Here is a 21,643-nt window from a genome sequence, read left to right as displayed (position 1 = left end):
GTATGATAGACATACTGGAAAGAAGGGTGGGTGTTCATCAATGATCATCTCTGAAAAAATATTCACCGTTCGTGACTTGACCTATCATATTCGGTCCGCTTCAATGGCCGATGCCAAACAGTTATCAGCTCTCAGACTGAAAATCGACGGTGAAACAGAATATTTAGACCGTGAACAAGGCGAAGCCTTTCTTGATGAAAAAGCATTTGAGGCTTTGATTCAAGAGGATACCAAGCAAAGCCGGCATTTATTTTTGGTCGCTGCTATTGAAGGAAAGATTGTCGGTTTTTCAAGATGTGAGGGACATTCACTCAAACGCTTTGCTCACAAAGTAACTTTTGGCGTCGCCATTCAAAAGGACGTTTGGGGCTATTACATTGGGAAAGAGCTTTTAGCCGCTTCAATTGACTGGGCAGATCAGCAGGGCATTCAGAAGATGTCTCTTCATGTGCTTGAAACGAACAAAAAAGCCATCCGGTTATATGAGAACCATGGCTTTTTGATTGAAGGTGTATTAAAAAACGATAAACGGCTGAGTGACGGATTATATTATGATACTGTTGTGATGGGCAGGCAGCGGCCAAGTTCCTGACCGCTTACATCACATAGCCCCATATCATCGAAATCGCACTGTATATCAGAAGCACCCCCATCACATACTGGAACGGTCTTTCATAAGCAGTCAAAAAGCGCTTATACAAAGAGCCAAATAAGCTCCAGCTGAATGTACCGAGAAAACCAATAAGTGCGAGAATCAGCGTCCATATGACATACTGCATATTAGATTGTCCATATGGCAAAACAAATGTTGAAATCACAGTCAATCCATACAAGATCGCTTTTGGGTTGATAAATTGCAGCATCATACCAGGGATAAAATGATTGTAGCGATCAAGTGTTTCGTCATCACCGCCTTTACTTTTCATGATTTTGACCGCTAAATAAATCATGTATGCGGCTCCGATGAACGCCATGACCCAGCCTATTTTCGGCATCACTTGATAAAGAATGATATTAAAGAAGCAGCTCAAACACAAAATAACGAGAAATCCGATACCCACACCTAAACAAAATCGAAATGTTTGCTTGACCCCATATTTATTCGTAAAGACCATGGCCATGATGTTGTTTGGCCCTGGGGTAAAGCTGCTAACAAAAGCATAGATCAACATAGATACAATCAAGATGCCGCCTCCCTTATACGTTATTTAGACTTTAATTACTTTATTGCGTATATTACGTTTTATTGTAACGTTCGGTCTTTATAAAGTAAATAGAGAAAGGAGCTTTTTTCATGGAAGACGTACAATCGATTATTTCTAAAAACGTGAGGCTTCTTAGAGATCAAAAAAAATTAAGCCTCGAAAAGATGGCAGAATTAACTGGTGTCAGCAAGACGATGATTGGACAAATTGAAAGAGGAGAATCAACCCCTACCATCACGACTTTATGGAAAATCGCCAACGGATTAAAAGTATCTTTTAGTGAGCTCATTTACGCACCACAGCCTGAAATCAAGGTGGTACGCAAGGAGGATGCACAGGTTTTAACTGAGGACGACGGTCGTTATCGTGTGTACACGACGTTTCCTTTCGATGACCGAGGGAAATTCGAAATGTACCGAGTAGAAATTGATCGTGGCGGGTCGCTGCGTGCGACTGAACACATTGGAGGAACAGAGGAATTGATCACTGTTTTTGAGGGAGTCCTTGATTTATCCATTGGTGATGAACAATACACCTTAAAAGCCGGAGACTCTATTCGTTTTAAAGCGGACCGGACGCACACGTATAAACAAACTGGAGAACAAATGGTACGGATGCAAATGATTCTTTATTATCCTCAAGAAAAAAGCTGACAGGCTTGTCCACCTGTCAGCTTTTTGTTTTATTTAATTAAATCCCGGATCGCGTACAACCGTTCCAGTAAATGTGACTCTATATTTTCCTAATCCTAACTCTTCAATAGATGTTCTTTTTAAAATACCGACCCAGCCATCCTGTGCATATACAATACTGTCTGGGATGTTTGATGTCGTATATGTTCTTGTTTCTGAGACAGTTCGACTCGCTTGAACTGTTACTTCACTGTTTGTTTGCTCCTTTGCTTCCACTGGAGCAGTTGTGACCCCAGCACCCGTTAAGACAATTGCTCCAACCAAAACAGAAGATATGACCTTTTTCATAAAAAAATCCCTCCCTTTTTTGTTGAACGTATAAACTATACCATAATTTAGAACTTTTGTAAGTTTATTTTTTCATTTTTTTGAAAATTATGATATCATTGTCTTATACTGGATAGAGTGTGTTACATACTTCTATGCTTTTGTCCTCATCTCAATCTAGTGAAACAATTGTGAACGGAGGTGATTTCATGAAAAAATGGCTCATCTGTTTTCAAATTGTTTTCCTCTTCACCTTGGCGATCACACCAATTGCTTCTGCTGCTAAATGTCCTACAGTAAAACCATGTATCACTGATCCTTAAGCATAAGAAAAGGCCGATCAAGCCTATTCACTTGATCGGCCTTTTTATTTATTTTTGCTCTGCTTCCCAGCGGGCAACCTCTTCTCTTACTTTAGGAGCCACTTCTTTTCCAAATAGCTCAATGGCTTTTAGCACTTGATCATGCGGCATTGAACCAACCGGTACATGAAGCATAAAACGTGTGATGCCTACATTTTTTCTAAGATGAATGACTTTCTCTGCCACCGTATCTGCATCTCCTACATATAGCGCACCTTCTAAAGTTCTCGCTGCGTCAAACGTAGAACGAGTATAAGGTCCCCAGCCTCGCTCTCTCGCTAATGTGTTCATCACATGCTGTGTGGATGGGAAAAATTGATCTGCTGCCAGCTCTGTTTCTGCCGCAACAAATCCATGAGAATGTGATGCTACAGTTAATTTTTCAGGGTCATGCCCAGCGTGCACTGCCGCTTGCTTGTACAGCTGAACGAGCGGTGCGAACTGTCTTGGACTTCCGCCAATGATGGCAAGTACAAGCGGTAATCCTAATAATCCAGCACGTACGACGGATTCACGGTTTCCTCCACTGCCGATCCAGATCGGAAGCGGATCTTGAACAGGTCTTGGGTATACCCCAACATCCTGAATGGCTGGGCGATGCTTGCCGCTCCATGTAACACGCTCTGACTGCTGCAACTTCAACAGCAAATCAAGCTTTTCTTCAAATAATTCTTCATAGTCATCAAGGTCATAGCCAAAGAGCGGGAATGATTCAATAAATGAACCACGGCCTGCCATAATTTCTGCACGTCCGTTTGATAGTCCATCTAGCGTTGCAAAATCCTGAAATACACGTACAGGATCTGCTGATGAAAGGACTGTCACTGCACTTGTCAGACGAATATTTTTTGTTTGTGTTGCTGCAGCCGCTAAGACGACAGCTGGATTCGATGCGGCGAAATCCTCACGGTGATGCTCACCTACGCCAAATACATCGAGACCGACTTGATCTGCTAAAATAATTTCTTCTACTACTTCTCGAATACGCTGTGCATGACTGACTGTTTTTCCTGTTTGAAAATCAGGTGTTGTTTCGACAAATGTACTAATTCCTAGTTCCATGATTGGAACCCCCTATCTTATAAATATGTCACAAATTCAGAAACTGGCTTTCTATAACCTCTCGCTTGTCTGCTCTCTACTTTTTCTTTTCCAAGTGTAATCATTAACACAGGAACCAAATCTGATTGAATGTTTAATACCTTTTTCATTGCTTCGGGATCAAAACCGATCATCGGGCAAGTATCCCAGCCTTTATTTTTAGCGGCAAGCATAAACAGCATGGCAGATAAGGAAGCATTTCGGATCGCTTCTTCCTTCTGGAAATCTGCCCCTCTCTGCTCATAAAAGCTCACGGTCTCTCTGACCATTTCTTCATATTGCTGCTTATTTAAAATGCCTAGCATTTTCAGGCCTTCATATATGTCCCCAGCGTGCTCATAAGCGTTTGGATCTCCGAGTACGATGATCGCTGCTGAAGCAGAGTGCACTTTATATTGTCCAAATGCCGCTTCTCTTACTTGTTCTTTCAGCTCTTCTGTTTGGACGACAACATATTGTGTGTGCTGTAAGTTAAAAGCAGATGGTGCGAGCTTGACCTCTTCAAATATGCTGTTAAGCTCTTCTCTCGAAATCGAGATATTTGGCAAAAAATTTGATGCGGATCGTCTTTCACGTACCAATGTATCAAAGCTGAGTGTCATCTTGTTTCCCCTTTTCGCGAAGTTGTTTTGCACCTAAACCGATTTGTTTTAGTAATTCAATCAGCTGCTCTTTTTCTTCTTTTTCAATAAAGGATAGATTTTGCGAAATGACCTCTGTGTGTTTAGGGAAAATGTCGTCAAACAATTGCTTCCCTTTTTCCGTAAGCTGTACATGGAATACCCGCTTATCTGAAGGCGCACATTGCCTTTTCACCAGTTCTTGTTTTTCTAGTTTGTTCACGACATATGTCATGCTTCCACTTGGGATTGACAAGATGTCGCTGATTTTTTGAACAGGCTGAGGCCCTTTACTGTAGAGCAATTCAAGGATCTGAAAGTTTTCAAATCCGATATCATAACGTTCAATGTCTTTTTGGATATTTGTAAAAAGGGCTTGATAGGCTTTCATCCATACGCGGAATAGCCTTAAATCTAATTCATGATCATGCTGCACCATGGCAACTACTCCTTTTTCAAGAAATCCTAAAACTAGGATAAATTTATCCTAACACTAGGATATTTTCTTGTCAATGAGTTTGTTTCATGAAAAAAAGACCACCTTGGTTCAGTGGTCCTCTTCTTTTAAGGTGAAATGCATTTCAGCAATTTGTTTATATTGATGTACTTCCTGTAATGAAAACTTGGATTCCAGATCCGCCGGCGAAAACAGAGGAATTCCTCTTCCAATGATGACAGGTACGATTTGAAGAAAAAGCTCATCCACCAATCTTTCTTTTATGAAAGATTGAAGCAATCCCCCGCCGCCGACAATCCAAATATTCCGGCCTGTTTCATTCTTTAATTTTTTCACAAATGATAAGACATCTTCGCGAATGATATGGGTTCCTTCCAGACTGTCTTGTAACGTACGTGACATGATATAACATGTCTTTCCTTCATAAGGAAACTCATCTGGTGACAGCTGAAGAACTTGTTCATATGTATTGCGCCCCATGATCAGTGTATCGACTGACGCATAAAAGGTGTCGTAGCTCGTTTCATCTTCACCCTCTGTCCCTATTAGCCAATCGAGCCGGTGATCCTCTCTCGCTAAATATCCATCGATACTCATCGCCCCATAAAAAAGCAGTTTCCTTTTCTCACTCAATCCCACCACTCCCTTACTTCAAATAAGAACATATATTCTATTTTATCAAAAAGGAAAGACAAAGGCTACATAACTTTCTCCCTTTTTACGATTCCTGTTCCACCTTGACGAGAAGCTCGTATAATTTATGCGCGAGCTTGCCGGCATCAATAGTCATTTCTTCATGAATCCATTCCTCGAGTACCCCCACGACACCAGACACGACAAAAGAGGCCTCTATTTGTTCATTCTCTGTAATAGGACGCTGATCAAGCTGCCACTCTTTCATGATTTTTTCTTTGAAAAAGGCTTTGAATTGATTGGTCGTTGGACCATTTGGTTTTACAAATAACGTCAACATATACTGATTCTCTTTCAAGTACTCAGTTGTTTTGTTTAAAAAGGAAAGCATATCAAGAGGGTCCTGACTTGGAAAGGTTTCATCATATAATCCCCCGAGCTGATCGAATAGTTCTTTCTCAAGCTGTTCATATAAATCAAACACATCTTGATAGTGCAAATAAAAGGTTCCCCTGCCTAAATCCGCTTTCCTTGAGAGCTCTGATACCGTAATCTGCTGGACTTCCTTTTCCTTTAACAGCTCAAGGAAGCTTTCCCGAATGGCTCTTTTTGTTTTGATTGTTCGTCTGTCCTTCATGAAATCCCCTCCGTTTTTGAACAATCAGGCGTTAACTGTCTAATTATGAACAGGTTATCATCCATTGCCGATGTTCGATCTCTTTACTTCTTATTATAATCAACACATGTTCAATAATATATATCTGTTCAAAAAAGGAGGCCGTCATATGCTTCATTTCAGACTTGCCAGAGAGGATGAACTGCCTCAAGTGGCAGAGTTGTTAGATGATTCGTTTCAGGACTATTCATTTTTTGACTTATTATGTGAAAAGGTCTCAAAGCGCTCTGCTTTCGCTCGTCAGCTGCATTTGGTCAATACAAAGGTGTATTTTCAGCATCAAATCTGTTTTGTCGGGGTTGAGAACGAGAAGGTTGTGTCTGCTGCCCTTTTAAAGCATCCGCATCTTCCTGAACCAGGCGTCATGAATTATGTATTGTCAGGTGGGTTAAAGCTGCTCTTCACTGGCGGTATATCGGCCATTCAGCATGTGTTCCGTGTTTTAAAGGAGGCAAAAAAAGCGTGTTCTTCCTTAAAGCAGCCTTACTGGTATTTAGAAGCACTTGTCGTGGCAAAAGACCAGCAAGGAAAAAAACTCGGAAGCCGCATGTTAAAGCAATGCCTTTTTCCCTTTATCGCCCGGCAAGGCGGCGGACTGTTCACACTGATTACACACAACGAGGCCAATCGTCATTTCTACCGAAAAAATGGCTGGATGGAGTTTGATGAAAGGGTATTGCGCGGAAAGGAAATATCCTTGGAAAGCTGGAGCTATAAAACCGTGATTAAATAAGGTATCCTCTTCAGGTGATGATATAATAGAGTCAGTTCAATCAATGATCATACTTGGAGGAGAGACTGATGATACGACGACTTGATCATATCGTGTTGACTGTACAACATATGGAGGACACCATTCGCTTTTATACGAACGTATTAGGGATGAAGGAAGAAACTTTTGGTGAAGGCCGTAAAGCGCTTCGTTTTGGTTTACAGAAGATCAACCTTCATGAAGCTGGTCATGAATTTGAGCCAAAAGCGGCTCATCCTCTTCCTGGATCTCATGATTTGTGCTTTATCACCGATTTAGACATGGACAGTTTGCTGCTGCACCTCCGGAAGCAAGTGGTCCCGATTGAAGAGGGGCCGGTCAGACGCACCGGTACATTAGGTCCAATTGAATCTGTTTATATCCGTGATCCTGATCTGAATTTAATTGAAATCTCTCGATATATAGAGGAGGGTGATCCGTCATGACTCGTATATTTTTGAGACCGATTGAAGAGCAAGATTATCCTGGTATTCAAAGAGGGTGTCAGCATGCAGAAACACTTCATATGACTGGTACACGAAAAACGTTCACACTAGAAGAAATTCGATCCGCCTATACCCGTTTTTTGCAAGATGACAGCAGACGAGATTTCGCCATTTGTCTGCTGGATACGAAAGAGATGATTGGGGATGCGGCGATTGTGGACATTGATCCAATCAATCATACGGCAAGCTTCCGCATTGCGCTTCACGGGCCGGAGCATTTTCAAAAAGGCTATGGCACTGAAGCTGTTCGGATGGTTCAAGCATTTGCCTTTGACACATTAGAACTCAACCGTCTTGAGCTTGAAGTCTTTTCCCACAATCCAAGGGCCTTTCGAAGCTATGAGAAAGCCGGATTTCAATATGAAGGAAAAAGACGCCAAGCGCTCTATTTCAACGGTACATACTCAGATGTCATCATCATGGGCATCCTTCGTAAAGAATATAAAAACATGATGAATACAGATGCTCCTGCTTAAGAAGGGTCATCTTTTTTAAAAAATTGAATCCCAGTGACGATGATTAAACAAATAATGGAAGAGAGAACGATAGAGACGCTTGATAGACTGAGCGCCATGCCTTCCCATCTACCAATAAAGAGACTGACAATCAATAAAACCAAACCAAATAAAATCAAGCATATAGGGACAATGAACCCCGCATGACGCTGCCGGCTTCTTTTCCCTGCCCACCATGAGAGACACAAAATAACGATTGTAAAAATAGCTGTTTGCAGCCAGAACATATGATATCAACTCCCTTTCTCTTTTTGATCCCATGACAACGGAGGTACTTCAAATGAACATTAGACCCATCGAGCAAAAAGACAATCCGTATATCGCAGCAATTATCCGCCAGTCACTAGAATCAGCGAATCTAGCAATTGAAGGAACAGCCTACACTGACCCCCAGCTTGACCAGCTTTTCGAATATTATCAATCATTGACTCATGCAGCCTATTGGATTGCTGAAGAGCATGGTGAGATTGTGGGTGGTGTAGGGATTGCTCCATTCACAAATGGAGTATGTGAATTACAAAAGCTTTATTTAAGTCCAAAAGCACAAGGAAAAGGTGCGGGCAAAAAACTGATGGATACGGCGCTGGAATATGCCTCTACATACTACGAAGCGTGTTATTTAGAAACCCGCCGAGAATTAACAGCGGCTATAGGCCTTTATCAGCGATACGGCTTTTCTCTTCTTTCAGAACCGCTTGAAGGCTCCGAGCATTCTGCAATGGATGCTTGGTATCTCAAGACCTTCTCATCATGAACCATAAAACAATCGATAGGTTTTGATCCTCCGGAAGCCTAACTTCTCTGCTAGTTTGATTGAAGCTTGGTGATGGACATCGCAATCCCAATGCGGTGTCCTCTTTTTTTCAAGACAGATGCTGAGCATATGCTGAGCTGCCAGCAGCGCCAAACCTTTTCCTCGATAAGTCTCATCTGTCCAAATATCTATCTCTGCACGATCCTTACTTGAAAAAATAGAGACACATTCACTCACCACGTTCTCTCCATCTAAAATGGCAATCCCGATTCCCTTTAAAAGAAAGCGAGCTGTTTCACCCCAATAGACTTCGTAATAGCTGGGAGGAAAAGCCCTGCTTGCAGTCATCACCTGCTCATTTGTCCGCTCTACTCTATAGCCTGGATAAGGCGCAGAGACATGAGAATGTGCCTGTGAATAAACGTACGCATGTCTTTCCATTTCATTCAGATATAACCCAAGACATTTTTTCATCAATGCATCTGTTAATGGGTTTGCTGAAAATATGGTGAATCGGGCATTTTGTCTTTTCTGCCTTTCGTACACATCCACAATGAAGGCTGAACAGCGTAACAGCTCCGCTTCACTCCTTCCTGCCACATAATAAATGCCGCATGAAGCTTCGAGAAAATATACAAGCGGATGCGCTTCATCATCTACATAAAGATGCCCTTGTATGACGCCATCCATGACTGCATCTACAAACACTGGATATGCCGGATCGATCTGCTTAATTCCTTTTTTCATTGATGGTATCTTTTTCCGTTCCAAGAGATGCACGATTTTTCCTCCTTTCCTTCCATTATAAAGAAAAAGCTGCTGACATACAGGACTCTTTTCAGCAAAAGCAATCTTCTGCATCAATGGCGCAATTTAAAAAAAGAGACCTTATTTAAAAGGTCTCTCATTATTCTGCCGTTGCCTCTTCTGTCACTTTTCCCTTCCAAATCAGGGTTAAGCCTAATCCAAGAAATAAGACAACACCTGCGAATAGAAATGGGAAGTGAATATTTTGGTCGAATAAGATGCCGCCAAGTGCCGGCCCGAAAATCGTACCTAGGCTTGTGTAGGTAGAGTTCATTCCTGCGACAAATCCTTGCTGATTGCCAGCGATTTTGGATAAGAAGGTGGTTAATGCTGGACGCAATAAATCAAACGCAAGGAAAATGACACATGTGACAATCAATACAACCAAAAAGCCTGACACAACGGTTGAAACGAAAGCAAGGACAGCCCCGATAATCAGACATAGCTGAATGACTCTTTTTTCTCCTAGGGTATTTACCAGTTTACCAAACACAAGTACTTGGATGATGACTGCCACAATTGAGCTGACGGTAATAATCACGGCTATATCTTTTGGACCAAATCCAAACTTATGATTTGTGAACAAGCTAAAGACTGTTTCATATGCAGATAGTCCAAATGCGAGGACAAATACAATGATAAAGGCAATGAGGTAGCTAGGATGAATCGATTTTTTCAAATCTTTAAAGAAAGTCGATTCTTTCACTTCAATCATTTGCTTCTCTCGCTCTTCTTTTGTTAAAGGCTCCTTCAGCATAAACATAGACGAAATGACGGCAATAAACGCAATCCCTGCTGCAAAGAAGAATGGCAGGCGTACGCCGTATTCTGCAATAAACCCGCCAATTCCCGGGCCAATGATAAAACCAGTACTAATGGCCGCAGAAACATAGCCCATCGCCTTTGATCTTTCTTGAACGGTCGTAATATCTGCGACATACGCAGTGACAGCCGGCATGATAAATGCCGCACTAATTCCGCCTAGAAGCCTTGCAACATACAGAACATACACGTGTGTTCCAAGACCAAAAACGAGTTCCGATAACGCGAAGAGGAACAGCCCAGACACAATCATTATCTTTCTTCCGTAGCGGTCTACCCATCTACCTGCAATCGGTGATGCGATGAGCTGAGCAACGGCAAACGCCGCCACAAGGTATCCCATCGTACTTCCTGTTAGATGCATCACATTCATGAATAGCGGCATGACAGGAATAATGAGACCAATGCCTAAAAACGCAATAAATATATTACTTAATAGAATAACGAGTACAGCTTTTTGCTCACGAATCGGTTTTTGCATGATGTTTGTTTCCCCTTTACTGACTCACTTGTTACTCATGATGGTTGATTCCGTGAATAAACAATGAGATCGCCTCTTTTTGTAACTCTTTCTTCTGCTCAATGGTGTCATTTTTATATAACACGTCTAATCCATAAAAAACGGAAAGTAATATTTTCACTTTTGACTCCACATGTTGGATCGACCAGCTGCCATCTTTGTTTCCTTCAAGTAAGATATCTCTCATCACATCATCAAAATCGACATCAATCTTGTTCAGCCGTTCCATGACTTCATCTGATGTAAAGGCGCTGGCACAAAATTCCTCACTCGCTCTCATTAATGGGTAGTTAATCCCTATTTGACTGAGCAGCTCTGCAAATCCCGCAAGCTTATCAATAGCTCGGTTCAGTGTTTTCTTTTCCTCATGCCACGTTTCCATCATCAAACGATGATCCTCTTCCATAATATGAAGAAACAAAAACTCTTTTCCTTTGAAATGGTGATAGAGATTACCTTTACTCACCTCAGCAGCCTCTAAAATATCGCGCACGGATGTTTCTGAATAACCTTTTTTCGCAAATAAATCACGAGAAGCGGTGACGATTTTTTGCTTCGTCTTCTCACTCTTTCCAGCCCCGCTTTGGGTACTTGTCATGTGTCACAATCCCTTTCTACCCTACATTTCTTAATGTGAACAAAATAAAACCGACCAGTTGGTTTATTTTTTCATTATAAATGGATTTTCCTCATAATACAATGAAAAAGGCATCGATTCATAAGGCGTAATTCATGTGAAAACAAACAAAACAGTCATCTGCGTTATCACTAAAAAGGACTTATACGCATCTTTCTTATGCGGCCTTTTCATGACTGCCTTGACCTACTACGTGTTCATCATTCATTTAATTTCACTTTATATTTAACTTCACTTAAATATAAAAATTGCCTATAATAGAATAGAGGTGATGTCATTGGATGAGGAAATTATTCATTACAGTAAAAAAATCATAGAATACTCGAATGCTCTAGGCTCAATTTATGTAGAAGAGTATCAGCGATTTTTAAAACATGAGTATGCAGATTTATCAGCCAAACAAGAGCTGACGCTTGAGTTGCTGCGTACGAAAACGAGAACGATCAATGAATTAGCTGATTACTTTTCGATTTCTGCCAGTGCAGCTAGCCAGCTTGTATCAAGGCTTGAGCAGCTCGGCTATGTCACACGAGAAATTAATCCGCATAACCGAAGAGAAATCATTGTTGATTGTGCTCAAAAGGGACATGACTATCACAAGAATACAGAAGACATTCAATTGCATCTAATTCAAAAATATTATGCAAAGCTTCCAAAAGAAGATTTAAAAACATTACTATCTCTATACGAAAAAATCTATCAGATTGCGAAAGAAGCGCCTTAATACGGTGTTTCTCTCCCCAACATTTAAGTTAACTAAACTATTAAGGGGTTGAAAATATGAGAAGCATTCATTTACAAGATAGCCGGCACATCGGTTTGATTCAATACGGTGATCTTGAGGGGTTTCCAATTTTCTTTTTTCATGGAACACCTGGATCAAGAGTGATGTTTTTAGATGATGATCCAATCTCTCAAAAGCTCGGCATTCGTCTCATCTGTTTGGATCGACCTGGATTTGGTTTATCCACCCCTCTACCTGACCGCACAATTTTAGACTGGGCAAAAGACGTGCAGGAAGTGGCAGATGATCTTGGCATTCAACATTTTTCAGTGATGGGTGTATCTGGAGGCGGTGCATTCGCTGCTGGTTGTGCCTATCAATTGCCGGATCGCGTTCTTTCTGCCGCTCTGATCTCAAGTACAACCCCTTTTCAGGACGGAAAACCGCCAAAAAGCATGCTGAAAGAAAATAAATTAGCCTTTTTCCTTAGTAAGAAGTTTCCTTGGCTATTGAAAGCAAGCTATCGTTCCCAGAAAAAAATGATTGAGAACAAACCAGAGAAATTTAAGAAGCTGGCCAAAAACGGGAACAAGCATTTACATCCGTGGGATCGGCAATTCCTTCAAACCGATGAGCAGGTAGAAATGATGATGACACATTTACACGAAGCGACTCGTCAATCGGTGGATGAGTGTATTCGTGAACCCATTTTACTTTCGAAACCATGGGCATTCGATATGAAAGATATTCAAATCCCTGTTGATGTCTGGCATGGAAAAGAAGACACGATGGCTCCATTTGTAGAAATAGAAAAAATAGCTCGGGCGATTCCAAACGTCAAAACGCATTATATAGATCAAGCAGGGCATTTTCTTACTGATGTAGACGATATTTGGCGAGATATTTTACGCTCTTTAAAGGAGCGTGCTGAACATCAGAAACATGCATGAAAAAAGACCCGATATGACTCGGGTCTTTTTCTTCATTAATATTGTTCATAATACCTCTGCACTTTATCTGGATCCTTTGTCTTCGTCAGTGCCAGCATGAGCAGAATACGTGCTTTTTGCGGGTTTAATGAATCAGACGACACAAAGTGATGTTCATCATCCGTTTTTTCATGGGTGACAATTCCATTACCCGTACGGCTTGATCGCACGAGAACCACATCTTTTTTCACTGCATCTGTTGCTCCTTTGATGGCTTCTGTTGACATCGTTCCATTTCCTGCTGCGGCTACAACAATCCCTTTCGCTCCTGCTTTTACTGCAGCATCATACATATATTTTTGATCATTTTGATAGCCGTATAAAATATCAACTTGTGGCAATTCTTTTATCTTCGATACATCAAAATCGCTTTCAGTCGTATGTTTTCTTGTCGGTTCGTTATAAAAGGACACCACTTCACCAGCAATTTCTCCCATGTATCCTTGCTCAAGTGACTTGAAGGCATCAGTTGTGGTTGTGTTTGTTTTCGTAACAAAACGAGCTGATGCAATTCGATCATTTAATGTGACCATGACCCCTTTGCCCTTCGCTTCTTTGGTGGATGCAATTTTCACCGCCTGATACAAGTTAAGCGGGCCATCTGCACTGATAGCCGATGCTGGTCTCATTGAGCCAACAACCACAACAGGCTTATCACTTTTGACCACCAGATTTAAAAAGTAAGCTGTTTCTTCAAGTGTATCTGTTCCATGCGTGATGACAATGCCATCCACTTGATCATCTTTTAATAGCTCATTGACTCGTTTGGCTAATTTTAAAAGAAGAGCGTCATCAACATTTTCACTTCCAACATTCGCAACCTGCTCACCAGTGACATTTGCAATATCCTTCAGCTGTGGAACTGAAGCAATGACTTTATCGATGCCAAGTGCACCAGATTTATAGCCCGTCGTATCTGTATCACTGTCTGAACTGCCAGCAATCGTCCCGCCTGTGGCTAATACCTTAATATTTGATAAGGACTTATTCCCTGTTTCAACCGCATTGTTTTTCTCTTTTGTTTCACTGGATACGTTTTCTTTTTCGCTTTGACTATTCTCTTGAGTGCCTGTGTTCGCACAAGCTGCTGTCACTAGTAATAAAACAGAAAGAAGGACAGCACCTAACCATTTTGTCATGTTCATTGGATCATCTCTTTTCCTCATTTGATGGATTTCATGGCTAAATCTCTTTCTATAGACTTTACTTTATACCATACCTTCATTCATCGGCATGAGGCTAAAGATATAGAACCAAATACTGGGAATACTCCTTATATTTTTAATGAATTACTTTAAAACATAAAACTAAATTATAAAAATAACCCATTTAACCTTAATTTTACCTTAACAAAATTATTTACATATGGAAAAAAGTAATTACGTGAGTAGAATATACTATAAAGGAGGGAATATGAAAATAAAGTTTATTTTTCTTTTCTTGTTCATAATAATCACTATTGTTTTCATTTACATACCTAAAAATGATCACAACATTAAAATAGCAGTCATTGATAGCGGTATTGACGTAAATCATGTTGATGTTTCTGTGATAAAGCGCTTTGATAATAAGAAAACAGTGATGGATTCTTTCGGACATGGTTCTGCTATTGCTGAAATTATTAATAAAAACAATGAGAACATAGATTTTTATGATGGAAATATTTTAGACGAGAATGGAAACACAAGTGTAGAAACTTTAATCAAAGCTTTAGATTGGTGTATTGACAACAAAGTGAATCTCATCAATATGAGTTTTGGTCTTTCTGAGAATAATGTAAAACTACAAAAAAAGATTGACGAAGTCGTTAGTCATAATATTTTAATTATAGCTGCTGCAGGTAATAAATTTGGTTTAAAAAGTGATTATCCTGCTCGTTATAATAACGTGATTTCTATTTCTGCTGTTGATTCTAAAAATAAGATATATAAATTTGCAGCTAAAGGAAAAATCGACTTTGTTTCTCTTGGTGTCGATGTAGAAACAGTGAAAATAAAAAAATTGGCTGAAGTTAAAGTTTTAAGCGGTACTTCTTTTGCTACAGCAAATGCTACAGGGTATATTTCCAAGCTAATACCAGATGACTTTTCGCTATCTTTTAAAGATATTCTTCACAGATTAAAACAAAAAACTCAAACGCTGAATAATGACGAACGAGATTCAACATATGGTTATGGCCTATTATTAAATAAGAATTAGGAGTTTATGATGTTTAAGAATATTATTAAAGTAATAAGTTTAGTAATGATATTTTCAATTATTGGACCTAGCATTTCTAATGCGACCATGAATTCAAATGAACATGATGAAATTAATTCAAATGATATTAACACTCTACCAAACACGGGGGAATTGCATAGTACAGAGGTCATTAAAAACACGAATAATGAACAGGAACTTGAAGTAAGTGTTGAAAACGAAAATTTATTGATCAACAGTAAAGTGATTTTATCTCAAGAATCAGAACAATTACCAATGGTTGAAGCTGAAATTGTTGATGAAGACACAAAAGAGACTGTAAAATATAATTTTGAAATAGCAGATATTGATGTTGCTGAAAAAAGCGAACCTCATCTCTTATTAGTGGATATTGAAACTGGTGAAGAGTACACAGTAAGTGACTCACAAATTCAAGCATCATGGTATCCTTTAGTAGTCGTAGCAATCTATATTGCTCGTGTTGGAATTAACCAAGCAATAAAGAAGTTTGGTAAAACTGCTGTTAAAAATGCTGTTAAAAAACATGGTAAGAAAACCACTACTTCAAACGCAGTCAAAAAAGTGAGTATGTCGCGGCTAGACTATCATTATAAGAAACACAAAAAAGAATTTGGTAACATTACAAAATCTGAGTATTTAAATAAAGCACGCAAACTATTAGGAGCAAGTAAGAGCAACAATATTTTAGAAAAGAAAAGCAAGAAAAAGTTTAATGGTAAACACCGTTATTATAAATATAATAAAAAAACAAATGAATTTTTATCTGTAGAGAAACAAAAAGATAAAGATGTCATTATCACTTTTTTCAAACCTAAAAGAGGAATTAATTATTGGAAGGACCAGTAGAAATGAATAAAAACGTTTGTTTAATTTGCGGCTATAATGAATTAGAAGAAAGACCTTACTATTCCGATTTTGCAGGTAGTAACGAAATTTGTCCATGTTGCGGTTTTGAGTTTGGAGTAGATGATTTTGATTGTGATGAATTTGATCATGAGGGGTTAACAGACCAAGAAATTGTTGAAAAGTCCCATATCATATGGAGAAAACATTGGATTGAAAACGGGCTAGAGTTGTTCAATCCTAAAATCTTTTCTCCAGAATTTCGAAACGGTAAATTTTTAAAAAGAGATTACTTAGAGATTCAATTGAAAAAGAATCTTGGATTAGATTTTAATGACATTTAAACGAACAAAGACCACTCAGGTTTTATTCTGAGTGGTTTTCATATTTTAATATATGTCTTTACTACAGCAAAAAAATATTTAATGTATAGGTTGTTTTTACCTGATTTATTACGCATTTTAAGTGCTCCAAATATGCTTGACCACACAGTCAATCATGCCAAAAAAAATCACTGAGGATATCTACCTCAGTGATGGGAATCGTTATTTCTTCATTGAACCTGCGTGTGAAAAGATTAGATATTTCAATTCAAATTCGAATGTCTTTCCGTCCACAATACCGACTGTTTTTTCACTGTCATAAAGCTCAAGCATACAAGCAGCCATTTCTTTTGATGTATGATATTTCTTGAAATTGCCTTCATATTCAAATTCGTCTAGATCCAATGAGCGCTTTGCAAATTCTGATTCTGTCGCGGATGGCGCTAAAACTTTTGCCTTTAATTTGGCACCTTTTTCTTTCAATTCTAGGGCCAGTCCTTCTGTAAAGGCGCTCACGTAAAACTTCGTTGCTGAATAGGTGACGGCATTGCCAACGACTGTATATCCTGCTCGTGAAGAAATGTTAATGAGCTGAGCTCCCTCTACTTGCTCATAATCACGAACAAATAAGGTGGATAGAATCGTTAATGCTTCTATATTCAGATGAAGCATATCCCCAATTTTACTTAAATCTTGTTCTCCTATAGAGCCAAAATGACCAAACCCTGCATTATTAATGAACGTATCCAGTTCATAATCTGACAATGATTCATAAAATGAATACACTTGCTCTATGTTTGTTAAATCAACTGACTGTATGACTACTGTGATATCGGGATATTGATCATGAATCTTTTTCTTCAATTCTTGGAGTTTATTGAGCCGGCGTGCAGCTAATATAAGATTTTTCCCTCGTGCTGCAAATGCGAGAGCCGCCTCATATCCAATACCTGAGCTTGCTCCTGTAATGACTGTATAGCCCATTTTATATCCCCCTATTCGCGTCTTCTAACTGGTTAAATTATAACGACAGCGTTTCGCTCAAGTCAATTTTGAAGAGAGTCAAAGGGCATCATGTCAACTTAGATACAGCTCCTCAGTTACTTCCTTTTGAATCATTTTGGAGGATGTCATGCTGAGATTTTTTTGTTAATTTTTGAAAAACCAATTGATAGGAATGTTCGATTAACTCCTCTACAAATGAGGATGGAATGTCTGCATCAAGGTAAATGGAATTCCAATGAGTCTTATTCATATAGTAGCCAGGGATAATTCCTTCATGCATCTCTCTTAGTTCTTCAGCACGAAGAGGATCACATTTTAAAGTGATGACAGGCTTTCGATTCGCATCTCCCCCCATCATAGCAAACATCTTTCCGCCAATATGATAACGATCTGCCTGCCACTCAGGTTGATAATCATGGGTTGTTCCTTTTAAGGAAAGACAAAATGCCTGCAGCTGTTCTTTTTTCATTTCATTAGCTCCTTTTTTAGAAATCATCTATTTTTTCTATTATATCGACAATGAGGAAAGATATCTGACGCTTTTTTTCAGAAACAATAAGAAAAGCACAGGCCCTTTGTCTCCTGTGCTTTTGAATCACTCTGCTTTTTTTATTCAAACGCCTTCTTTAGTTGATCCCCCATTAAATGCCAAGCTTCTTCAGCTATGGCTAAATCTCCGGCGTGCGTGAAGCCGTGTGGAACTCCTTTAAATTGTTTATACGTGACGTCTATCCCAGCTTCTTTTAACTTGGCAGCATATTGCTCAGCTTCTTCAGCCAGCGAATCCTTCTCTGCTGTGATGACGAGAGCTGGAGGCATTTGTGCCAAGGATGTACGATCTGCAAAAACCGGAGAAACGAGCGGATTGCGCGGATCTTGGCCTTGCAGATAGAAGGAATTAAAGAGTCTCGCCAATTCAACTGGAATCGCTTCATCAAACGCTGGCTTTTCTGCTGGATCAGTGGCTAGATCAAGCGGCGGATAATCAAGCACCTGATAAACAATTGGGAGTGTATTTCCTTTTTGAATATTCAATAGACAAGCAGCCGTTGCCAAATTTCCTCCTGCACTATGTCCGCCAACGGCTAATGCATTCCGATCGATTTGAAGCTCGTCAGGGTGTTCATACAGCCACTTCAGTACATCGTAGCATTCATGAAGAGCCGCTGGGAAAGGGTGCTCAGGAGCAAGCTGATACTCGACATTGACCACGATACATTGCGCCCGGTCTGCAATGACTGGACACCATGGATTATCCATTTCAGCACTGCCCATGATAAATCCGCCACCATGTAAATTCACAAAAACAGGAAGTGGCTGCTTTGATGTGTTCACTGGCTTAAACACCCACACCTTTGTTTCGCCAGCACTTGTTGGAATGTCATATTCCATTTTGTTCACATCAGGAGGATTTACTGGCTTTAGTTCCGATTGACTTGCTAATGAACCTTCAGATGGCTGGCGTAATGAAGCAGCGATTTTGATTTGTTCTTCTAAGTTCATGATCTCAGACTCCTATCTTATTCATTTCTTCTTAACTCATTCGTTCCTTTTTCCTCTTTTCCTTCTACTGAATCAGCGGCACCTTACTGGATTAATCAAAATAAAAAAGAGAAGACATTGAAGAAGGTATACGTTTATTAGCTAAAACTAATCAATAAAGCTAAGTAACACACTGAATTTAACACACGATACTAAGAGAATGAAAAAAGAAGAAAACGAGTTTTCCATGTTCAATGTAAAACGGGAAAACTCGTTTTTATATTACGCAGAAAACCTATAAAAATATCAATCTGTAACTGCAAACCAAGTTTCTTTGAGCAATTCACAGAAAGATTGAATGGTTGGTCCTTCTGAACGACTTTTTAAATATACGACAGATGTTTCAATTGGTTTTTCACAATAATGCAAAGGGATAAGAATACCCTCTGCTAATTCCTCTTTAATCATATTTTCACCAAGCAAGGCGATTCCGGTTTTATTTAAAACTGCCCGCCTAATCGTTTCATCACTTCCCCCGCATTCAATGATAGAAGATGGACGGGTGTTAATTTCAGAAAAACACTGCTCTGTAATTGAGCTAAAACCGCAATGTTCATGATAAGCGAGAAACGGAAAGGATTCTATAACCTCTTCTTTAGAGCGATTTTTGGTAAGATCGGCGGAGACAACCAACACCGCCTTTTCCCTTTCTAAAACAAACTTTTCTAATTCTGAGGAATCAACTTCCCCTGCAACAATCCCAATATCTGCTTCATTATTTAAAATTTTATCGACAGCTATAAGGCTGTTTGCTGGCATGAGGCGCAGCTTAACTTGTTTATGCAATTTTGTATAAGAACTAAGCAGTAGGGAAAGGTGATTCGTACAATAATATTCTGAAGCTGTAATAGTTAGACTTCCGGAAGGACCATTTAACTCTTCCATGTCTCTTTCCATATATTCCATTAATTCAAATAATCTATCTGTATGCTGCTTTAATTTTTTTCCAGCAGGCGTCAAAAACGTTTTTTTTCCAATACGGGTGAATAGAGAATGGTTTAGTTCCCTTTCTAATACTTGAATTTGCAAAGTAATAGTGGGTTGAGTATATTTTAAGATCTTTGCAGCTTTGGTCATATTCAATTCATTGGCTACTACTTGAAAAGTTTTTAGATTTCTGAGTTCCATTTAACCTTCATCTCACTATCTATATTTTTTATAGCCTACAAAAGCTCCTAACCAAAAGTATATAAAGTAATCATCTTTCTCATAGGATATAAGGTTAACCATATAACCCCATAGACAAGATGCTCTGAAGCGAATAGCAATCAAATCATTATATCAAAAATTTTAACGGGAGAATCTAAAAGTTTGATACGAATCATTCATTTTTTATTGGTAACTATTGAATCGCCTGATTTAATATACCAATAAAAAACCAAATCATCTCCTTACTCTTAAGGTTATGATATATCGCTAAAGTTTTCTAATGCATACTATTAAATTAATTAATTTTTAGCTTTTTTCATCCTGTGATAGATTTGATAAAGAGCAGAACGAAGTAAGGGAAAGGGAGAATATTATGTATCCATTTAAAATATTAAATCATGAAGATATCAAAGCTATTCTTGATATGAAAAATGTAATCGATATCGTAGAAAAAGCTTACGTCTTAAAAGAAAATAAAGAAGCTTCTTTATTCCCAATGGTGTTTCACGAGTTCGAACCTGGTAAAGCGGACATGGATATTAAATCAGGAGAATTGTCAGGAGCAGGCATTTTCGGTTTAAAACTTGTTTCCTGGTTCGGGGACAACCCTTCTAAAGGCCTTCCTGCTGTTGTTGGTACTGTCTTAGTTCTTGACAGCCGTACAGGCCTTCCGATCGGTATCTTGAGCGGTGAGTATATGACCATGATGCGCACCGGAGCAGCTGGTGGAATTGGAGCTAAATATTTAGCAAGAAAAGATTCAGAAGAATTGCTTATGGTAGGGTCAGGTCATGTTGCAGCTTATCAAATCTTAGCTGTTTTAATGACAATGAACCATATCAAAAGAGTTCGAGTGTATAATGCTCATTCATTTGACCGAGCTGGTCAGTTTTGTGCAGACATCAAAGGCAAGTTAAAAGAGCTGTTAGCTCAAACTAAAGAACAAAACCCGGAAGTTTATGAAGAAATGCTTCAAAAGATAGAGATTGAGTATACGCCGGTTAATGATATTGAAACAGCTACGAGAAATGCAGATATTATTATTACAGCTACTCCAGCACGCCAACCAATTATTCTAAAAGAATGGGTAATGCCAGGTACTCATTTTTCATGTGTGGGTGCAGACATGGCAGGAAAACAGGAAATTGATGAAAATATTTTAACTGATGCTCGCATATTCGTTGATGACCTTGAACAGTCTGTTACGGTAGGGGAATTTGAAACTGCATTTAAAAAAGGCATCATCGCAAAAGATAGCATCATTTCGGAAATTGGAGGAGTGATTACAAGTCAAGCACCAGGACGCATTTCTCCAGAAGATATCACAGTTTTTGACAGTACAGGCATCTCTCTTCAAGATCTATTGACAGCGAGCTATGTTCTAGAACAGGCAGAAGAAAAACAAATTGGGATGTCGACAAAGCTGTAACTGATCGATAGCCTTTTAAATCAGCAGATTTTAGAAAGTATTCTTTACCAAAAGACTACGTATCAAAAAATAAATAATACTTACAGAGGAGTTA

The 21,643-nt window shown here is 39.2% G+C and carries 28 protein-coding genes; 12 read left to right on the top strand and 16 right to left on the bottom strand.

The features are described from left to right. Positions 1–40: 40 nt before the first annotated feature. Complete coding sequence (locus tag ACN6NB_RS02735; RefSeq protein WP_228280282.1) at positions 41–592, top strand: GNAT family N-acetyltransferase; 552 nt, start codon at positions 41–43, stop codon at positions 590–592. A gap of 4 nt (positions 593–596) precedes the next feature. Here ACN6NB_RS02735 and ACN6NB_RS02730 read toward each other — a convergent pair whose 3' ends face one another. Next, complete coding sequence (locus ACN6NB_RS02730; RefSeq protein WP_064498152.1) at positions 597–1,184, bottom strand: LysE family transporter; 588 nt, start codon at positions 1,182–1,184, stop codon at positions 597–599. A 110-nt stretch (positions 1,185–1,294) separates the two neighbouring features. Between ACN6NB_RS02730 and ACN6NB_RS02725 the strand changes: the two genes are divergently transcribed. Further along, entirely contained in the window at positions 1,295–1,858 is a 564-nt protein-coding gene (locus ACN6NB_RS02725; RefSeq protein ID WP_106025655.1) for a helix-turn-helix domain-containing protein, read from the top strand. A 33-nt stretch (positions 1,859–1,891) separates the two neighbouring features. Here ACN6NB_RS02725 and ACN6NB_RS02720 read toward each other — a convergent pair whose 3' ends face one another. The 6 genes from ACN6NB_RS02720 to ACN6NB_RS02695 form a co-directional block, all read right to left on the bottom strand. After that, the gene (locus tag ACN6NB_RS02720; RefSeq protein WP_144464155.1) at positions 1,892–2,185 is read right to left on the bottom strand and encodes a hypothetical protein; all 294 of its coding nucleotides are present in this window, start codon (positions 2,183–2,185) and stop codon (positions 1,892–1,894) included. A 350-nt stretch (positions 2,186–2,535) separates the two neighbouring features. Then, a complete protein-coding gene (locus ACN6NB_RS02715; protein WP_058837413.1) occupies positions 2,536–3,588 on the bottom strand; it encodes an LLM class flavin-dependent oxidoreductase in 1,053 nt (350 codons plus the stop codon). A gap of 17 nt (positions 3,589–3,605) precedes the next feature. After that, positions 3,606–4,229 carry a nitroreductase family protein gene (locus ACN6NB_RS02710; protein ID WP_058837412.1) on the bottom strand — a complete coding sequence of 208 codons (624 nt, stop codon included), beginning with the start codon at positions 4,227–4,229 and terminating at the stop codon, positions 3,606–3,608. Beyond that, a complete protein-coding gene (locus tag ACN6NB_RS02705; protein ID WP_058837411.1) occupies positions 4,213–4,686 on the bottom strand; it encodes a MarR family winged helix-turn-helix transcriptional regulator in 474 nt (157 codons plus the stop codon). Before ACN6NB_RS02705 ends, ACN6NB_RS02710 begins: the two co-directional genes overlap by 17 nt. A 108-nt stretch (positions 4,687–4,794) precedes the next feature. Further along, a complete protein-coding gene (locus ACN6NB_RS02700) occupies positions 4,795–5,337 on the bottom strand; it encodes a dihydrofolate reductase family protein (RefSeq protein ID WP_058837410.1) in 543 nt (180 codons plus the stop codon). Between the two features lie 85 nt (positions 5,338–5,422). After that, the gene (locus ACN6NB_RS02695; protein ID WP_048240359.1) at positions 5,423–5,974 is read right to left on the bottom strand and encodes a TetR/AcrR family transcriptional regulator; all 552 of its coding nucleotides are present in this window, start codon (positions 5,972–5,974) and stop codon (positions 5,423–5,425) included. Positions 5,975–6,122: 148 nt separating this feature from the next. On the opposite strand from ACN6NB_RS02695, the gene ACN6NB_RS02690 reads away from it, so the two are divergent. The 3 genes from ACN6NB_RS02690 (at position 6,123) to ACN6NB_RS02680 (ending at position 7,746) form a co-directional block, all read left to right on the top strand. Beyond that, positions 6,123–6,746, top strand: a complete 624-nt coding sequence (locus ACN6NB_RS02690) for a GNAT family N-acetyltransferase (RefSeq protein WP_064498155.1) — start codon at positions 6,123–6,125, stop codon at positions 6,744–6,746. 68 nt (positions 6,747–6,814) lie between these two features. After that, entirely contained in the window at positions 6,815–7,210 is a 396-nt protein-coding gene (locus ACN6NB_RS02685; RefSeq protein WP_024425420.1) for a VOC family protein, read from the top strand. Continuing rightward, a complete protein-coding gene (locus tag ACN6NB_RS02680) occupies positions 7,207–7,746 on the top strand; it encodes a GNAT family N-acetyltransferase (protein WP_327842333.1) in 540 nt (179 codons plus the stop codon). Before ACN6NB_RS02685 ends, ACN6NB_RS02680 begins: the two co-directional genes overlap by 4 nt. On the opposite strand, the gene ACN6NB_RS02675 is transcribed toward ACN6NB_RS02680, so the two are convergent. After that, complete coding sequence (locus ACN6NB_RS02675; protein ID WP_039176789.1) at positions 7,743–8,012, bottom strand: YesK-like family protein; 270 nt, start codon at positions 8,010–8,012, stop codon at positions 7,743–7,745. The two genes, ACN6NB_RS02680 and ACN6NB_RS02675, sit on opposite strands and share 4 nt — an antisense overlap. 53 nt (positions 8,013–8,065) lie before the next feature. On the opposite strand from ACN6NB_RS02675, the gene ACN6NB_RS02670 reads away from it, so the two are divergent. Then, complete coding sequence (locus ACN6NB_RS02670) at positions 8,066–8,539, top strand: GNAT family N-acetyltransferase (protein WP_039176786.1); 474 nt, start codon at positions 8,066–8,068, stop codon at positions 8,537–8,539. Here ACN6NB_RS02670 and ACN6NB_RS02665 read toward each other — a convergent pair. The 3 genes from ACN6NB_RS02665 to ACN6NB_RS02655 all read right to left on the bottom strand — a co-directional run bounded on the left by ACN6NB_RS02665 (position 8,534) and on the right by ACN6NB_RS02655 (position 11,286). Then, the gene (locus ACN6NB_RS02665; protein ID WP_059376104.1) at positions 8,534–9,319 is read right to left on the bottom strand and encodes a GNAT family N-acetyltransferase; all 786 of its coding nucleotides are present in this window, start codon (positions 9,317–9,319) and stop codon (positions 8,534–8,536) included. The two genes, ACN6NB_RS02670 and ACN6NB_RS02665, sit on opposite strands and share 6 nt — an antisense overlap. A gap of 127 nt (positions 9,320–9,446) precedes the next feature. Then, on the bottom strand, positions 9,447–10,649 hold the full coding sequence (locus ACN6NB_RS02660) for an MFS transporter (RefSeq protein ID WP_039176781.1): 1,203 nt from the start codon (positions 10,647–10,649) through the stop codon (positions 9,447–9,449). 31 nt (positions 10,650–10,680) lie between these two features. After that, entirely contained in the window at positions 10,681–11,286 is a 606-nt protein-coding gene (locus ACN6NB_RS02655) for a TetR/AcrR family transcriptional regulator (protein WP_107164191.1), read from the bottom strand. Between the two features lie 310 nt (positions 11,287–11,596). On the opposite strand from ACN6NB_RS02655, the gene ACN6NB_RS02650 reads away from it, so the two are divergent. Both ACN6NB_RS02650 and ACN6NB_RS02645 read left to right on the top strand, forming a co-directional pair. Beyond that, complete coding sequence (locus tag ACN6NB_RS02650; protein WP_039176776.1) at positions 11,597–12,049, top strand: MarR family winged helix-turn-helix transcriptional regulator; 453 nt, start codon at positions 11,597–11,599, stop codon at positions 12,047–12,049. A gap of 56 nt (positions 12,050–12,105) precedes the next feature. Then, a complete protein-coding gene (locus ACN6NB_RS02645) occupies positions 12,106–12,999 on the top strand; it encodes an alpha/beta fold hydrolase (protein WP_039176773.1) in 894 nt (297 codons plus the stop codon). Positions 13,000–13,034: 35 nt separating this feature from the next. On the opposite strand, the gene ACN6NB_RS02640 is transcribed toward ACN6NB_RS02645, so the two are convergent. After that, positions 13,035–14,183, bottom strand: a complete 1,149-nt coding sequence (locus tag ACN6NB_RS02640) for a type II asparaginase (protein WP_039176770.1) — start codon at positions 14,181–14,183, stop codon at positions 13,035–13,037. A 268-nt stretch (positions 14,184–14,451) separates the two neighbouring features. On the opposite strand from ACN6NB_RS02640, the gene ACN6NB_RS02635 reads away from it, so the two are divergent. The 3 genes from ACN6NB_RS02635 to ACN6NB_RS02625 are packed head-to-tail and all read left to right on the top strand — an operon-like array spanning position 14,452 to position 16,445. After that, the gene (locus tag ACN6NB_RS02635; protein ID WP_052773102.1) at positions 14,452–15,237 is read left to right on the top strand and encodes a S8 family peptidase; all 786 of its coding nucleotides are present in this window, start codon (positions 14,452–14,454) and stop codon (positions 15,235–15,237) included. 9 nt (positions 15,238–15,246) lie between these two features. Then, entirely contained in the window at positions 15,247–16,104 is an 858-nt protein-coding gene (locus tag ACN6NB_RS02630) for an SAR2788 family putative toxin (protein WP_126681967.1), read from the top strand. Continuing rightward, entirely contained in the window at positions 16,089–16,445 is a 357-nt protein-coding gene (locus ACN6NB_RS02625) for a hypothetical protein (protein WP_080967148.1), read from the top strand. The genes ACN6NB_RS02630 and ACN6NB_RS02625 overlap by 16 nt, the downstream gene beginning before the upstream one ends. Positions 16,446–16,646: 201 nt before the next feature. On the opposite strand, the gene ACN6NB_RS02620 is transcribed toward ACN6NB_RS02625, so the two are convergent. The 4 genes from ACN6NB_RS02620 to ACN6NB_RS02605 form a co-directional block, all read right to left on the bottom strand. Further along, positions 16,647–17,408, bottom strand: a complete 762-nt coding sequence (locus ACN6NB_RS02620) for an SDR family NAD(P)-dependent oxidoreductase (RefSeq protein WP_474253218.1) — start codon at positions 17,406–17,408, stop codon at positions 16,647–16,649. 112 nt (positions 17,409–17,520) lie between these two features. Further along, a complete protein-coding gene (locus ACN6NB_RS02615) occupies positions 17,521–17,898 on the bottom strand; it encodes an MmcQ/YjbR family DNA-binding protein (protein WP_058837436.1) in 378 nt (125 codons plus the stop codon). Between the two features lie 140 nt (positions 17,899–18,038). Continuing rightward, on the bottom strand, positions 18,039–18,932 hold the full coding sequence (locus ACN6NB_RS02610; RefSeq protein WP_039176762.1) for an alpha/beta hydrolase: 894 nt from the start codon (positions 18,930–18,932) through the stop codon (positions 18,039–18,041). A 285-nt stretch (positions 18,933–19,217) separates the two neighbouring features. After that, a complete protein-coding gene (locus tag ACN6NB_RS02605; protein ID WP_106025664.1) occupies positions 19,218–20,099 on the bottom strand; it encodes a LysR family transcriptional regulator in 882 nt (293 codons plus the stop codon). A gap of 394 nt (positions 20,100–20,493) precedes the next feature. On the opposite strand from ACN6NB_RS02605, the gene ACN6NB_RS02600 reads away from it, so the two are divergent. After that, on the top strand, positions 20,494–21,549 hold the full coding sequence (locus ACN6NB_RS02600) for an ornithine cyclodeaminase family protein (RefSeq protein WP_247544584.1): 1,056 nt from the start codon (positions 20,494–20,496) through the stop codon (positions 21,547–21,549). Positions 21,550–21,643: the final 94 nt, after the last annotated feature.

It is taken from the genome of Bacillus sp. 11B20 (assembly GCF_056098985.1).
Note: the sequence above shows the minus strand (reverse complement) of the source record. Positions and strands in the feature narration are given on the sequence as shown.

Coding starts and splice junctions, on each gene's coding strand:
- ACN6NB_RS02630 (WP_126681967.1), top strand. CDS start 15,247: ATGTTTAAGAATATTATTAAAGTAATAAGTTTAGTAATGATATTTTCA.
- ACN6NB_RS02690 (WP_064498155.1), top strand. CDS start 6,123: ATGCTTCATTTCAGACTTGCCAGAGAGGATGAACTGCCTCAAGTGGCA.
- ACN6NB_RS02655 (WP_107164191.1), bottom strand. CDS start 11,286: ATGACAAGTACCCAAAGCGGGGCTGGAAAGAGTGAGAAGACGAAGCAA.
- ACN6NB_RS02640 (WP_039176770.1), bottom strand. CDS start 14,183: ATGAACATGACAAAATGGTTAGGTGCTGTCCTTCTTTCTGTTTTATTA.
- ACN6NB_RS02615 (WP_058837436.1), bottom strand. CDS start 17,898: ATGAAAAAAGAACAGCTGCAGGCATTTTGTCTTTCCTTAAAAGGAACA.
- ACN6NB_RS02735 (WP_228280282.1), top strand. CDS start 41: ATGATCATCTCTGAAAAAATATTCACCGTTCGTGACTTGACCTATCAT.
- ACN6NB_RS02710 (WP_058837412.1), bottom strand. CDS start 4,229: ATGACACTCAGCTTTGATACATTGGTACGTGAAAGACGATCCGCATCA.
- ACN6NB_RS02605 (WP_106025664.1), bottom strand. CDS start 20,099: ATGGAACTCAGAAATCTAAAAACTTTTCAAGTAGTAGCCAATGAATTG.
- ACN6NB_RS02645 (WP_039176773.1), top strand. CDS start 12,106: ATGAGAAGCATTCATTTACAAGATAGCCGGCACATCGGTTTGATTCAA.
- ACN6NB_RS02725 (WP_106025655.1), top strand. CDS start 1,295: ATGGAAGACGTACAATCGATTATTTCTAAAAACGTGAGGCTTCTTAGA.
- ACN6NB_RS02695 (WP_048240359.1), bottom strand. CDS start 5,974: ATGAAGGACAGACGAACAATCAAAACAAAAAGAGCCATTCGGGAAAGC.
- ACN6NB_RS02705 (WP_058837411.1), bottom strand. CDS start 4,686: ATGGTGCAGCATGATCATGAATTAGATTTAAGGCTATTCCGCGTATGG.
- ACN6NB_RS02680 (WP_327842333.1), top strand. CDS start 7,207: ATGACTCGTATATTTTTGAGACCGATTGAAGAGCAAGATTATCCTGGT.
- ACN6NB_RS02600 (WP_247544584.1), top strand. CDS start 20,494: ATGTATCCATTTAAAATATTAAATCATGAAGATATCAAAGCTATTCTT.
- ACN6NB_RS02660 (WP_039176781.1), bottom strand. CDS start 10,649: ATGCAAAAACCGATTCGTGAGCAAAAAGCTGTACTCGTTATTCTATTA.
- ACN6NB_RS02650 (WP_039176776.1), top strand. CDS start 11,597: ATGTCATTGGATGAGGAAATTATTCATTACAGTAAAAAAATCATAGAA.
- ACN6NB_RS02715 (WP_058837413.1), bottom strand. CDS start 3,588: ATGGAACTAGGAATTAGTACATTTGTCGAAACAACACCTGATTTTCAA.
- ACN6NB_RS02620 (WP_474253218.1), bottom strand. CDS start 17,408: ATGGGCTATACAGTCATTACAGGAGCAAGCTCAGGTATTGGATATGAG.
- ACN6NB_RS02610 (WP_039176762.1), bottom strand. CDS start 18,932: ATGAACTTAGAAGAACAAATCAAAATCGCTGCTTCATTACGCCAGCCA.
- ACN6NB_RS02670 (WP_039176786.1), top strand. CDS start 8,066: ATGAACATTAGACCCATCGAGCAAAAAGACAATCCGTATATCGCAGCA.
- ACN6NB_RS02675 (WP_039176789.1), bottom strand. CDS start 8,012: ATGTTCTGGCTGCAAACAGCTATTTTTACAATCGTTATTTTGTGTCTC.
- ACN6NB_RS02685 (WP_024425420.1), top strand. CDS start 6,815: ATGATACGACGACTTGATCATATCGTGTTGACTGTACAACATATGGAG.
- ACN6NB_RS02720 (WP_144464155.1), bottom strand. CDS start 2,185: ATGAAAAAGGTCATATCTTCTGTTTTGGTTGGAGCAATTGTCTTAACG.
- ACN6NB_RS02635 (WP_052773102.1), top strand. CDS start 14,452: ATGAAAATAAAGTTTATTTTTCTTTTCTTGTTCATAATAATCACTATT.